Below are 14,219 nucleotides of genomic sequence, written 5' to 3'. Positions count from 1 at the left end.
TTGCGCTCCTTAAAAAAATCAGGAACATGCCGCCGCAAACACCGACGAGAACCGTGCCTGTAGCCACCCTGGTGCTGTGCCCGGAAGAGATATTCAGCCACAACAGCATCTTTAACTCCCTGCATATCCGGCAGGGCGCCCATGTGCCTTTTGAAATGTTCCCGCTGGACGAAGTGCAGATCGAGCGTTACTTCGGCAAATACAGCGCGGAAGGAAAGCAGCTGCTCGCCCGCTTCAATGATGACGATATCGCTTTTGAAGTCGGCCAGCTGAAGAAACGGCATGCAAAGGAGAAATCGGGTATGCCCCTGGACAAATTCCTGGACAAGACCGTAGCCCGTTATATACAGGAGCTGCTGGGCAACCTGCTGAACGCGGTGCCCAAGCTGAGAAGCTACCACCGGGTGAAGAACCCTGCTACAGGCAATTACCTTATCGCTCGCTGCAATATCCTGAAAGAGACACCGGAGCTTTCCTTCGAGGTCATAAAAGCTGCAGATGGGGGCCTGGTGGTAATAACGCATATCCGCTGCGGCAATGCCAGCTATACCCTCGACCAGGTGAAACGTTATAAATTCCTGGTAGAAGCTGAAAGCAATTATTATTCGCTGCGCCACAACGACCACCTCACCCTGGAATGGCTGGAGCAAAGCCAGCCGCAGCAGTTTGCCCGCAACCCGGCATTGCTTTCCCAGCGCATTGTACAGAAGCTGGAAGAAGGTTATAAGGTTAACCGCAACAATCTTTTTGAAAAAAGGGAGATCAATACCGCGCCGGTCAACTGTGTTTACCTGAGCGAGATCAGCGATTCGATGCTGATGTTCACACCCAAGTGGAAATACGAAGGCATCATTGTTGAAGGCGAATGGAAAGAGCGCCACGAAACCATCCGCAACGGCGAAGCCTATAGCATTGTAAGGCATAAGGAGGCGGAGCTGGCCTTTACCAGCTACCTGCAGTCGCTCCATCCCAATTTTGCGAAACAATCCAACAAGTTCTTTTACCTCACCTTCGCCGATGCCAAGAAAAAGCAATGGTTCCTGAAGGCCTACCACGGCCTGCTGGAGCAGGATGCAGAGATGATCGGACTGGAAATGCTGCGGCATTTCCGCTACTCCGCTCATCCGCCGGTAACCGAGATGCAGATCTTAAAGCAGGAGGAAGAAACCCTGACCTTAAGCCTGAAGATCCGCTTCGACAAAGAGCAGATCTCCCTTACAGAGCTGCAGAAATTACTGATCGCAGGACAGAATTCCATCCTGCTCAAAGATAGCACCATCGGCATTTTCAACGATGAATGGGTAGCGCAGTATGCCCCTGTCATCAAGCATGGCAAACTGTCGAAGAACGAGGTGGTGATCCCCAAATGGATCATGCTGAGCCTGGAAAAAGGTGAGGCCAAAGAAGCGCTTGAGCCCTCCATCAGTGAAGCCTGGCTCCAAAGCTGGCTGCAATGGCAGGATGAGCAGCAACGTATCTATGCAGTACCTTCCCTGCTGCAGGCCAGCCTGCGCCCTTACCAGCACAAAGGCTTTGAATGGCTGTCGCTGCTGGCCGAGATCGGCGCCGGCGCATGCCTGGCCGACGATATGGGACTGGGTAAAACGCTGCAAACGATCACTTTCCTCTGCCGCCGGCTGGAGCTGGATCCTGCGGCCCGCCACCTGATCGTTTGCCCTGCCTCCCTGATCTACAATTGGAAAATGGAGCTGGAAAAATTTGCCCCATCCGTGAAAACCTTTGTCTACAACGGCTTACAGCGCAATATAGAAAGCTTCTTCCGCCTGGAAGGCCAGGTGCTTATCTGCAGCTACGGTACCCTGCGCAGCGATATCGAGCAATTGCACATCAGCCCCTGGGATGCAGTCGTAGTGGATGAAAGCCAGAATATCAAGAACGTGCAGGCCCAGGTAACGAAAGCCGTTCAGCAGCTTACGGCCAGGGCCAGGGTAGCGCTCAGCGGCACACCGGTCATGAATAATACATTCGACCTGTATGCCCAGCTCAACTTCCTGCTGCCCGGCATGTTCGGCGGACAGGAATTTTTCCGTAAGGAGTATGCCAACCCCATCGACCGCGACGGCGACAAGGATAAGATCAAAGCGCTGCAGCAAATGACTGCGCCCTTCGTGCTGCGCCGGACCAAGGAGCAGGTAGCGCCCGATCTGCCGGAAAAAACAGAAAGCGTGCTGTGGTGTGCTATGGGCGAAGACCAGATGGCGGCCTACAACGAGATCAGGAACCAGATCAGGGACAGCATCTTTCTCGATATTAAAACCGGCGGCCTCGAGAAGAACAAGCTGAATATCCTGCAAGGCATTATGAAGCTGCGCCAGGTGTGCGGCGCTCCCCAATTGCTGAGCGAAAGCAGCGCTTGCAACGATTCTATCAAAGCAGATATGCTGATGGATGAGCTGCAGAACCTGAAGAGCAACAAGACGCTCGTCTTCTCCCAGTTCAAAGGCATGTTGCACCTGATCGCGGAACGTTGCCGGCAACAAAACATCAGCTTCTTCCATTTCGATGGCGATACACCGGTAGCAGAGCGACAGGCCATGGTCAACCGCTTCCAGTCGACCGAAGATCAGACCAGGGTATTTCTCATCAGCCTTAAGAGCGGCAACGCCGGCCTTAACCTTACGGCGGCCGATTATGTGTTCCTGGTAGATCCCTGGTGGAATACAGCAGTGCAGCAGCAGGCTATAGACCGTACGCACCGTATAGGCCAGACCAAGCATGTGTTCGCCTACAAAATGATCTGCAAAGACACCATCGAAGAGCGGATCATCGCGCTGCAGCAGAAGAAGCAGCTGTTGTCAGAAGAGCTCATCAGCGCCGAAGAAGGCTTTGTGAAGAACCTTACAGAGGATGATGTGGCTTATTTGTTTGGGTGAGATATTAGATGTAAGATGTGAGATATTAGATGTAAGATGTGAGATATTAGAAATGGGTTCTTGATTCTTGCTTCCTGGCTCTTGATACCTGGTTCCTGTTACTTAATACCTGACACCAACGCAAAGCGGGACGAGCCTATGGCATCGTCCCGCTTTGCGTTATCTCTCATCGCATTTAGTGCTTTACAATGATCTTCTTATTGCTGGTTCCCTGATCGGTAACCAGGCGCAGGTAATAAATACCATTGGCCAGCTGGCTCACAGGTATAGTCGTTACGTTTGCAGAAGATGCGGTCGCGACTTTTTGTCCCTGGAGATTAAACAGGTCTATGCTGCTGATCTTACCCGAAAAACCTTTCCGGTCGATAGTCAGGTAAGCGCCGGCGGGCACGGGATACACATGGAAAGAGTGGTCCAGTGCGGTTGCCGCGATACCGGTAGGGTCGGCATTTACCGTAAAAGGCACGCTGTTGGTGAAGCCCAGAGTATCGGGCAGCACCTGCCAGTCGGCATTGCCATCGCGGTACAGCAATTTGATATTGTAATGGCCAGCAGGCAGCGCGCTGGTATTATCAGCATTAAAGGTCATCGCGCTATCAATGCCTTTCAGTATCGACATGCTGCCCAGGGTGGCTACATAAGCGGTAAAAGTATTGTCGGTGCTGGTGTACAGCGCAGCAGTAATTTCTCCCACAAACCTCCGGGTACCCCGGTTACCGACCTTACCGTTCACGCTGAACGCATCACCCTGGGTAATTGCCGGTGTAGATACGGTAAGTGTGGCTTTGGTTACCAGGTCGGAGGCATTGGCTGGTTCTATCTTGGTCAGCGCCTGCTGACCATCGTTAAAGTTACCGCCGCCGCCGCCAATGCCCAGCGCAGAAGGGGCCAGGTTATCCACGGTGAAATAACCGTTGCTCATACCGCCCCAGCCCCAGTTGATATGGTACAGACCTGAGGCATCATACCCGTCAAATACGAAAGCGTGTCCGCCAAGCTCGCCAAAACCGGCATAGAGAATAGGACGGCCGTTGTCGATCTCTGCTTTCAGCAGGGCATTCCATTCCGCGTCGGTATGCTCTTCGCGGTACAGGCCCTCAATCGTTGGCTTATATCCGAAATAATTTTTGAAAGCATTCTCAGCACATTTAGAATTGGCGCTCCAGGCCAGCACCTGAGATCCGCTGCCTGCCGGATCAAAGTCCATCCGCACACTTACAGCGCAATGATAGCCCAGCAGGGAAACTGCCTCTTTGGATGCCAGAGGAGAGGTGGCGATCAGGTTATTAGGCATCAGGTCCCATTGGTAAGTCGTAGCACCGAAATCGGCCGACTGCTGTCCATAAGTAGCATGGCTATAAGAATAGGCGCCGGTACCGGTTGTGGGTGCATCCCAATACTTCATGATCTGCGCCATGGCCGTAGCCACGCAGCCTACCGGTGCTTTGGTGGACCCTGTGCCTGGTGTATAAATGTTGTAGTAAGTTCCCTGGTTCCAGGTAGTGGTCAGCATAGGCGCTACTTCTGCCGTAGGCTTATTCGCCGTTCCGGTAGTCGTTTCGCTGGTATAGTGATGCCAATCGGCTATCGCTTCTTTAGTGGCATCGAGGTGATGCTGTACGGCAAAGCTGATCTGGTCGCGGTAAAGGCCCAGCCAGTAGCTGGCTTCGGGCGAGGCATCCGCACCTTCCTGGAAAGTTTCTTTCAGGGAGTAAGCCAGGATCGGCTTCACGATATCGTCGGCAGCCACGATCACAAAGCCTTGCCGGTTATTCAGATCAAACACGTAATAGGTATTGATCGCCGTTCCGCCGGGTTGGTCAGCAGTGGAAGTGGTCAGCAGCTTAAGCGTAGGCTGATCGCTGCTCTTCGTTTTGGAGGCGACGAAACTGCGGGCAACCGCAGCCGCGCTTTGCTCATCCACCTGCCGGGCCAAAGCCGAAAAACCGGCAATGCAACCCAGGGACAAGAGAAGTACCGTTCTTTTCATTATTTGTTTTATTGGTTTTTGCAATAAGTTAAGATCGATGAAATTAACATTTTGCAAATAAGTAACCAAAAAAAACTGTGGTACCTACATGAATATGCCAGCGCCGGTACGTCCTTCGGGCAGGCTGATCTCCGCCCCGTTATAGATCAGTCCCTCTCCTACCCGCTCTTTCAGCAGCAGCGGGCCATCGATGTCGGCGTAATTGGCCAGCGGAAGCAGGTGAGCCAATACTGTAGCGCCGACCACATTTTCGCACATACCGCCGAGCATGATCTTCTTCCCCGCTTTCAGGGCAGCACGGATCATACTCAGGGCCGGTGTAATGCCTCCGCACTTAGCCAGCTTGATATTAATGCCATCGTACATCTCCAGGCAGGCGGCTACATCTTTTTCCTCCCGGCAGGCTTCATCGGCAATAATGGGCAGGCGGGTCAATTGCTTCAACGCTTTCATCCCTTCTTTGTCGTCACGGTGCAGGGGCTGCTCGATGAGCTCGACATCGAGCCGCTCCAGCTCCGGAACGATCCGTTTCGCTTCCTCCAGGCTCCAGCCTTCATTGGCGTCGACACGGACGGCGGAGGAGGTCACGCTGCGCAAAGCCTCCAGCGCAATCAGGTCCTGGCCACCTCCCATCTTGAGCTTATAAATAGGATAGGGCCTTCCAATTACCCTTTGCCGGATTGCCTCCGGATCATTGATCCCTATTGTATAATCGGTGAGGGGAATATTTTTCCACTGCAGCCCGATAAGAGCATACAGAGGCTTACGGTTCAGCTGCGCCCACAGGTCCCAGCCGGCCATATCCAATGCCGCAATAAGAAAGGGCTGCCCGGGCAGCAGGTGATGCAGGAAATGCCAGAACCGCTCGGGGCCGTTGAGCGCATAGCGTTCGATCGTATGCCGGTTTTTTTCCAGCAACACAATCATTTCGTCGAGGTTAGCGTTATAGTACCCGATCTCGGTAGCTTCACCGTAGCCGGTAAGCCTGCCCAGGCCAAGGGAAAGAACCAGCGTCGGCTGATGGGTTTTCGTTCCTTTGGCAATAGCAAAGGGATACTCAAAGGGGAGATCGTATCTCCGGTATTTCAATTGAAGCATAAGCCAGATAATACCGCAAATCTCCTGAGATCGCAACAAAAGAAGAAAAAATATTTAAAAAGCCGCGCAACAGTTATCTTTGCGCCTCAATTGCACTTACTCTCATATGAAGAAAATCGCAGGTATGCTGGCCATCGCGCTGGCTTTCTCACTGGGCGCGCAGGCGCAGGAAAGTACTACTGATACCAAAAGCGAACCCACAAAGAAAAAGTCCGTGATCAAACCATCACGTGATTTTCTCATGATTCAGCTGTCTTATGACAACTGGGCGAAGACACCGGATAACGTTAAGATCGGTGGTATCGGCCGTGGATTCAACGCCTATCTCTGCTATGATTTTCCCATTTCCAGGTCCAACTTCAGCTTTGCTGCGGGCATTGGCGTGAGCAGCAATAACATTTATTTCGATGATCAGCGCCTGGTGATGAATACTTCGTCCAGCACAGCAGTATTCCAGAACGTGGATACCAATGGCACCAACGATTACAAGAAGAACAAGCTGAACACAACTTACCTTGAAGCGCCATTCGAGCTTCGCTTTTTCGGCAACAAAGAGAACCGCAACCGCGGGTTCAAAATGGCGATCGGGATGAAGGTAGGCATACTTGTGGGCGCTCATACCAAAGACAAGCACAATGTAGGCGGTACCTATGTAGTGGAAAAAGTGAATACCAAGCGTTACTTCGAAACCTGGCGCTTCGCCCCCACAGCGCGTATCGGCTGGGGCAACTTCGGCATATTCGGTTCCTATAACCTGAGCCAGCTGTTCAAAAATGGCGCCGGACCCGAGGTATATCCTTATTCAATAGGCATCAGCATTACCGGTCTTTAATTGGCCGGTACCGGATAATATAAGACGAGGGCGATCCTTTGGATCGCCCTCGTCTTATATTATTGAATGAGCTTAACCCTGTTTCCACTTCCGGAGAATGAGGGAAGAATTGGTGCCGCCGAAGCCGAAAGAATTGGACAGAAAGACGTCAAAACCACGCTGCAGGGTTTCGGGCAGCACATTGATCTTGGCCGAGTGTTCATCAGGATGCTCGAAATTGATGTTCGGCGCCATAAAATCGTGCTGCATCATCAGCAGGGAATACACGATCTCGCTCGCCCCGGCCATCCAGCACTCATGTCCCGTCATCGACTTGGTCGAGCTCACGGGCACTTTACCGCCGAACACTTCAAATATCGCTTCCGCCTCGCTGCCATCGCCGGCAGGGGTCGAGGTCGCATGGGCATTCACATATTCTACATCGGCTGCCGACATGCCAGCATCTTTCAGCGTGCGGTGGATAGACCTCACCTGTCCTTCGACACTGGGATTGGAGATATGCTCGCCATTGGAGGAAAAGCCATAGCCCAGCACTTCGGCAATGATGTGCGCGCCCCGGGCCTGCGCCGACTCCAGGCTTTCCAGTATAACCGTCGCCGCACCGCCGCCCGGCACCAGGCCGTCGCGGTCCTTGTCGAAAGGCCTGGAAGCCCTCGTAGGCTCCGACTCTCGGGTGGAAAAGGTACCCAAGGCATCAAAATTGGGCATGGAATAATCGTTGATCTCCTGCGCGCCGCCACAGATCACCCTTTCCTGCAGTCCGTTCTTGATAAACAGGTAGCCCATACCGATCGCATGCGACCCGCTGGCGCAGGCGGCGCTGATGCTGAAATTGACGCCTCTCAGCTTGAATATGGTCGCCAGGTTCATGGTCACGGTAGAGTTCAATACCTGGAATACAGAACCGGAGCCGATCAGCATGGAATCCTTTTTTTCCCTCAGCAGGTCGATGCCTTCGATCACGGGCTTGGCGCAGCTGTCGTTGCCGTAGATGATACCGGTTTCCTGCTGTTGAAAGTAATCGATATCGACGCCGGCCTGCTGCATGGCCTCGATGGTAGCCATATAAGCAAACTCGGCCTGCTCGGGCATCATAATGCGTGCGCGCCGGTCGAGCAGGCCCTTGAGGTTGGGGCGGTTCACATAGCCCGTCAATCCGGAGCGATAGCCCATGGCTTTACGCTCGGGGCGGAAAATGATACCGGAACGGCCCTCAAATAAGGATTTTGCTACTTCTTCCCGGTTGATGCCCAGGGAAGAGTAAATACCGATACCGGTGATGACAACTCTGTTCATTCCTGTTTATTTACAGCCGCAAAGGTCTGTTATTTTAGGATAAGAAGTTTATACGCGCTACTCATAACGCAGCGCCTGTATCGGATCGAGCCGGGCGGCTCTGGCTGCGGGATACAGCCCCGAAAATAAGCCCACAAAAGTGCAGGAGGCAATACCGATACTGATCCACATCCAGGGAACGATAAAACCGCTTTTCAGCAGCACCGATACAATATTGCCGATAAGAATGCCGGTAATTACACCGATCAGGCCGCCGGCAAGGCTGATCATGACCGACTCGGTAAGGAACTGCCTCCGGATCGAACTGCTGCGGGCGCCGAGCGCCTTGCTCACCCCGATCTCCCGCGTTCTTTCGGCCACAGACACCAGCATAATATTCATGAGTCCTATCGCAGCGCCTAGCAAGGTAATCAGCCCGATAAACAAGGCAGCGCCGGTAACATAGGTCACATTTTCCATCACCATAGCGGCGAGATTATCGTTCTTATTGACGCCGAAATTGGACTCGGCATTAAGGGGCACCCGGCGGATGATCCGGAACGTTCCTTCAGCCTCCTCCGCTGCGATGTCGATCAACGCCACATTGTCGACCCGCACACTGATCACAAAAGATTTATCGCCACCATATACGGCCCGGGCATTTTGCAGCGGCACAAACACGTTATTGTCCAGGTTGGAGATCATGCTGCTCCCCTTGCTCTCGGCCACGCCGATCACGCGGTATTTGACATAACCAACCGATACCAACGCATTGATCGCATTCCCGATCTTGCCTTTAAAAAGCTTTTTGGCGATACCGTTACCCAGCAGGCATACATAGCCGCCATTATCTATTTCCGTAACGGAAAAATTGCGCCCGGCAGCAAGCGTGGTCGACGAGATGGTAAGGTAGCGGTCGTCGACGCCCATGACGTGTATGTTCGGATTGGTCTTTTCGGAAGCGTACCTTACAGTTGCCACACTGGTACCCGACATAGAAATACCTACCGTAGCGGGGAAAGAGAAACGTTTCTTAAAATCCACAGCATCGCGGTAGCTGATGCTGCGCTGATCGACGGAAGTAATATTGATACCGCCACCGCCTCTTCTCTTCTTCAGTATTTCGTTGGTGATCTGGAAAGTATTGGCGCCCATACCGCTGAAGCTGGAATAGATGCTGGCTTTCAACCCTTCGATGGCCGTAAGGATACCGATAAGCGCCATGATGCCCAACGCGATAATGCCTACCGTGATACCGGTACGCAGCTTATTGGTACGGATCGAGCGGTAAGCAAGTGTTGTATTGAAAAGGAAATTATTGGCCATCGTAAAACCGGGCTCAGGCAGTTTTTGTAATGCGAATGTACGCCATTAGCGGTTTTGAACGGCTCCGGCGCTTTTACTTAGCCGGATCATAGTTATAGAGGATAATGAACTCTACCCTCCGGTTCCGCCTTCTGCCTTCTTCGGTATTGTTGTCGCCTATCGGGTTACTCATACCCAGCCCCCAGGTATACATCCTCGTCTTCTGTACCTCAAAGCGCGCTAGCATACTTTGCGCAGAATCGGCCCGCTGTTTGGACAGCTTTTCATTGATCCCGTCAGTACCGGTATTGTCTGTATAGCCGTTGATCAGAATGCTGGTCTTATCATATTTATTGAGCGCATTTCCGAAACGCTGCATCAAGGGAGAAGTCGTTTCGTTGATCTCGGCCGAACTCTTCTTAAACAGCAGGTGCTCGGGGAACAATACCTTAATGGTATCGTTCAGGATCGTTACTTCGGCTTCGTTCACGGCTTCCTTTAAAGTAGCGTAGGCCGACTCCATATAGGTGTGTTTCTTCCTGGCCGCTTTTTTTGCCGGGCTGCAGGAATAAAACAGGGCCGGCAGCACCAGAAGGGTCAGCAGGTAAAATATACGGCGGTGGTTCATACGAATGGTTTTATTGGAGACGGCAAAGTTATACATTATTCCTGTTTGGCAAGGATCAATTTAAAGCCGACACCGTGAACCGTCTGCAGGTCCACCCCTTCGGCATCCTTCAGGTACTTCCTGATCTTGGTCATAAATACATCCATGCTTCTTCCCAGGAAATAATCTTCCTTACCCCATACGTTCATCAGTATATCTTCCCGTTTCACCACGGCATTGGCATGCAGGCAAAGATATTGCAGCAGGTCGGCCTCCTTTTGGGTAAGCTGCTGCTTATGCGTTCCGTCGATCAGCAGCAGGTTGTTGTAGTCGAATACCAGGTTGCCCAACTCGAATTTTTCGGCCTGCTCGCTCGGTTTCTTCCGGGTCCTTTTCAGGAAAACTTCTATACGCAGCAACAGCTCCTCCATGTTAAAGGGCTTGGTGATATAGTCGTCGCCGCCGGCTTTGAACCCTGCGATACGGTCCTCATCCATAGACTTGGCGGTAAGGAACAGGATCGGGATCTTATCGTTCTTCTTCCTGATCTGGGCCGCCAGCGCCATGCCGTCCTTTTTGGGCAGCATCACATCCAGCAGGCAGATGTCGATATTGTGGCGCATGAACTGCTGCCAACCGTTCTCACCATCAGAGCTGAAAATCACCTCATACCCGTGCTCCTCCAGGTTATCTTTCACTACAAAGCCCAGAGAGCTGTCATCTTCTACTAAAAGGATCTTTGCTTTTGGTTGCATATAGGAGTTTTAATTCGTTATTTTTTAGGAAAGATAAGGGAAAAGGTGCTTCCTTTACCCGGCTTGCTATTGCAGACCACTTCGCCACCGTGGGCCTTCACAATGATCTTGACGTAGTTGAGCCCCAGACCAAAGCCTTTTACATCATGAATATTCCCTGTCGGCACACGGTAAAACCGCCTGAACAGCATTTTCTGGTGGTTCTTGTCGATCCCCACGCCGTTATCGCTAACGTCGACCCTGATCTGTTTATTGTTTGCCTTCAGGTGTATATCAATAACAGGATTTTCCGTAGCATACTTCAGAGCGTTGTCGATAAGGTTGCTCACCGCGTTTTTGAGGTGAAGCTCGTCACCTGTCGACTCCACATTGGCTTCGGGCAAATGCAGGTGCAGCGCGGCATTTTTCTTCAGCAGCATATGCTCAAACCCTTTTACTGCATCCTGGAGCAGCTGCTGCCACACGATAGGCTGCTGCCGCAGCTGGATCTCGCCCTTTTCGGCATGCGCCATCTGCAATACCCGCTCTACCTGCAGCGCCAGCTGCGAGGCTGCATTGTCGATGATCGTAGCATAGTTGAGCAGGCGCTGCGGCTTCTGCACAATATCAGGATTCTTCAATACCTCGGCAGAAAGCTGTATGGTCGCCAGGGGTGTCTTGAATTCATGCGTCATGTTATTGACAAAATCTTTCTGCACTTCGCTCAGCCGCTTTTGCTTCAGGATCACAAAGACCACATAGCCCAAAAAGATCAGCACGCACAGCAGCACCAGCGAAGATAAGATCCAGATCGACAGCTGTGACGCGATATAATTTTTCCGGTGCGGAAAGAACACCCCGAAGTAGTAGTTTTCGCGGGCCAGGCTGGGAAAATTCATGACAGGGGTAAAGGGCTCGTTACTCCCGCTCATGTGGATGTAGTGATAATTCATGAGGCTATCGCTCATGCAATCGTACATGCCGTATTCAAAATCCGTGATCACATTCCTTCGCTCAAATTCCATGGAAAGGAAATGCCCCAGTACATCGGCATCCACATGATCGTTGATCTGCACAATAAAATAGTCCTGCTCTACCTGGTCTACCACGTTATATACCAGCGGCTGTATTTTCTTCAGCTCCCATATCTTGAACGCTACATTCCGCAGGGCGGTATTCACATTGAGACTGAATTCCTTTTCTTCCAGGTCGTAAGCTCGTTTGACCCAATATACCTGCGTGGCGATGATACCTGCCGCCAGCAACAAGGCCAGGGTGAGGATCAGCCGTATCGTTGCATTTTTCATTATCTGTAACAAATGTACTTGTAAACGAAGAGGTGAACAAAATATCCGCCTGCATTCACATTTAGTTAAAGATTATAGATAAAAGGCGTGGGCTTAATAAAAGCGCCGCCCTGCAATTGCGGGCGGCGTGTGAAAGACTATAAATGATCAGCCGGACTGACTTCCCGGTAGCAATAATCGAGAAAAGCGTTCAAATCGGCGGCCAGGCGGCCGGTATGCTCGATGAAGCTCATATGACCGCAAGGCTCATACAGCGATACCGCATTGACCCTGGCCTTGTAGCATTGTGCCAGGGCATCTTTCATCGGCGTTGCCGTATCTTCATTGCCGATGATCCATTGCAGGGGGCAATCAAGGGTTTCCAGCAGGGCCTGCTTATCGCTGCGCTCCATAATGGCCTGGTAAAAAGCAGCCAGCGCATCGGCGGAGAGCTTCATGCCCAGATCGACAACGTTTCTCACTGCTGCGGGATGGCTGGCCGCAAACGATTCGGCAAACAGGTTCTGGGCCATTCCCCTGAGAAACATTTCTTTTTCCGCTTCTCCTTTCCTTATCAGCGCAATAGCCTTGCGCCGGTTTTCTTTCTTTTCCGCGCTGTCGGCCGAAGCGAGCGAATGGACAAGGCATATTCCCTTCAGCCTGCCGGGATAGCGGGCTGCAAATTCCAGGGCCGTATAGCCGCCCATCGAATGCCCGGCCAATACAGCTGCGGGTATCTGCTCCCTGTCGAGCATAGCTGCGATAGCCGAAGCCATATATTCCAGGCTGAGCGGTGCGGCCGGCAAAGGGCTTTGCCCCGCGCCGGGAAGATCGGGCAGCAATACCCGGTAACGGGAAGTCAAAGCCGGGAGCAGGGGCTCCCAGGCGCTGCTGTCGTTGGGGAAGCCGTGGATCAGCACCAGGGGCTGTCCCTGGCCTTGTACTGTATAATGAATTTTACTCATGAAGATCTTCAGGTTGCGGAAGCACCGGTTTCCACCGAAAAAGCCGGGCTGCCGATATTTTGCTTGTACATGTCGATATAAATATACATCAAACACAGCAGGAGGGGTGCAAGTTCAATCAGCGGCATCCGCTGGAAGCCCAGCAGGTGCACAATAAGGGCAACGATGACCAGGCTGATGGCCGCCAGGGCATAAATGCGGAGACCCGGTTTCTTTTTATGCGCCACAAAAGCCACCACCAGGTTGAATGGCACTGCCCACAGGATATTGAGATTGCCCGAACAGGCCTGATGATCGGTACCCAGCCACATAAAGAGCATGAAGATACCCAGCAGGCCGGTAAGGAAAAGCAGGAGGAAACGGAGCACCGATTTCAGGTAGCGGAACGACGGGACCAGGAAGGATAGCGCCGTCAGGACCAGCAGGCCGATCATCATCCATAGCGGCCCGTTAAAAGTAGTACGGAAAACGTGCTTATGATCGAGGATGGTGCTGCTGCTCTTCACCACATGCTGTCCCCGGTATTTGGCATGCACCAGGCCTTTGTGTATGAAATCGGGCAGGAACATCGCCCCTTCCCCAGTCATGATGCTGTCGACTTTGCTGCCCAGCAGCAGGTTGATCCCAAACCGTTCCCAATGCTTGTCGGCCAGGTACTGGTTGAGGATGTCGCGGTAGCTGATCTTTTTGCCGTCCAGCACGTCGCCGAAGTAAAACTCATCGCCCAGCACGCGGGGAAAGATGTCGCGCACACGGGTCGCACAGTTGTCGAAAAGGAAGTCGTATTTGTACTCGCGGTATTCGGGCTTCAGGTTGTTTTCAAGATAGCGGATCATTCTTTGCACTTGGTCGGGGCTCAGGGCCAACACCTGCTCCTGCACATTCCGTTTTTCCTCCACATAAGTGTACATGAAATCGTCATAGCTACTTTTATCGAGGTAGTACGGCAGCTTGCCCAGGGTAAATTTTTTATAGAACTCCGGGTCGCTGAAGTTAAAGGTACCGTAATTGTACACCTCATCTTTTCCGCTGCGGGTATCGGTAACCCGCACGCCGGTATGACCGAAAGAAGAATACAATTCATCGCCCACACCGCAGGTCAGGATGCTGATGCGGAAAGGGCTGAGGGTGTCTGCTGCCGGCGTAGCCGCACTGTCGGCCTGGGCAAAGGCATAGAGGGAGCACAGGACGAGCAGCAGGGATAAAAGATAACGACGCATGAAAAGGCTTGTT

Annotated in this window: 11 protein-coding genes; 2 read left to right on the top strand and 9 right to left on the bottom strand. The window is 52.4% G+C overall.

Annotated features, from left to right (window positions below):
* Positions 1-26 precede the first annotated feature (26 nt).
* Positions 27-2,894: a DEAD/DEAH box helicase gene (locus DZC79_RS06085; RefSeq protein WP_118950668.1), complete on the top strand. Its 2,868-nt coding sequence runs from the start codon at positions 27-29 to the stop codon at positions 2,892-2,894.
* Between the two features lie 175 nt (positions 2,895-3,069).
* Here DZC79_RS06085 and DZC79_RS06080 read toward each other — a convergent pair whose 3' ends face one another.
* Both DZC79_RS06080 and DZC79_RS06075 read right to left on the bottom strand, forming a co-directional pair.
* Positions 3,070-4,884: a thiol protease/hemagglutinin PrtT gene (locus DZC79_RS06080; protein WP_118950667.1), complete on the bottom strand. Its 1,815-nt coding sequence runs from the start codon at positions 4,882-4,884 to the stop codon at positions 3,070-3,072.
* An 84-nt stretch (positions 4,885-4,968) separates the two neighbouring features.
* Positions 4,969-5,982: a dipeptide epimerase gene (locus DZC79_RS06075; protein ID WP_118950666.1), complete on the bottom strand. Its 1,014-nt coding sequence runs from the start codon at positions 5,980-5,982 to the stop codon at positions 4,969-4,971.
* Positions 5,983-6,088: 106 nt separating this feature from the next.
* Here DZC79_RS06075 and DZC79_RS06070 point away from each other — a divergent pair, with 106 nt between their 5' ends.
* Positions 6,089-6,814, top strand: coding sequence for an outer membrane beta-barrel protein (locus DZC79_RS06070; protein ID WP_118950665.1), 726 nt, complete (start codon positions 6,089-6,091; stop codon positions 6,812-6,814).
* Positions 6,815-6,886: 72 nt separating this feature from the next.
* Here the strand turns inward: DZC79_RS06070 and DZC79_RS06065 are convergent, their stop codons facing one another.
* From DZC79_RS06065 to DZC79_RS06035, 7 genes are all read right to left on the bottom strand, one after another.
* On the bottom strand, positions 6,887-8,110 hold the full coding sequence (locus DZC79_RS06065) for a beta-ketoacyl-[acyl-carrier-protein] synthase family protein (protein ID WP_118950664.1): 1,224 nt from the start codon (positions 8,108-8,110) through the stop codon (positions 6,887-6,889).
* Positions 8,111-8,167: 57 nt separating this feature from the next.
* The gene (locus tag DZC79_RS06060) at positions 8,168-9,415 is read right to left on the bottom strand and encodes an ABC transporter permease (protein ID WP_118950663.1); all 1,248 of its coding nucleotides are present in this window, start codon (positions 9,413-9,415) and stop codon (positions 8,168-8,170) included.
* Positions 9,416-9,488: 73 nt separating this feature from the next.
* Positions 9,489-10,022 (bottom strand): OmpA family protein, encoded by a 534-nt coding sequence (locus DZC79_RS06055; RefSeq protein ID WP_157976957.1) that lies wholly within the window; start codon positions 10,020-10,022, stop codon positions 9,489-9,491.
* Positions 10,023-10,057: 35 nt separating this feature from the next.
* Positions 10,058-10,756, bottom strand: a complete 699-nt coding sequence (locus DZC79_RS06050; RefSeq protein ID WP_118950661.1) for a response regulator transcription factor — start codon at positions 10,754-10,756, stop codon at positions 10,058-10,060.
* Between the two features lie 17 nt (positions 10,757-10,773).
* Positions 10,774-12,042 (bottom strand): sensor histidine kinase, encoded by a 1,269-nt coding sequence (locus DZC79_RS06045; protein ID WP_118950660.1) that lies wholly within the window; start codon positions 12,040-12,042, stop codon positions 10,774-10,776.
* Positions 12,043-12,179: 137 nt separating this feature from the next.
* Positions 12,180-12,986: an alpha/beta fold hydrolase gene (locus DZC79_RS06040; RefSeq protein ID WP_118950659.1), complete on the bottom strand. Its 807-nt coding sequence runs from the start codon at positions 12,984-12,986 to the stop codon at positions 12,180-12,182.
* Positions 12,987-12,994: 8 nt separating this feature from the next.
* The gene (locus tag DZC79_RS06035; RefSeq protein WP_118950658.1) at positions 12,995-14,206 is read right to left on the bottom strand and encodes an Lnb N-terminal periplasmic domain-containing protein; all 1,212 of its coding nucleotides are present in this window, start codon (positions 14,204-14,206) and stop codon (positions 12,995-12,997) included.
* Between the last annotated feature and the right edge of the window lie 13 nt (positions 14,207-14,219).

Source organism: Taibaiella helva (assembly GCF_003545695.1).
GTDB lineage: Bacteria > Bacteroidota > Bacteroidia > Chitinophagales > Chitinophagaceae > Taibaiella > Taibaiella helva.
Note: the sequence above shows the minus strand (reverse complement) of the source record. Positions and strands in the feature narration are given on the sequence as shown.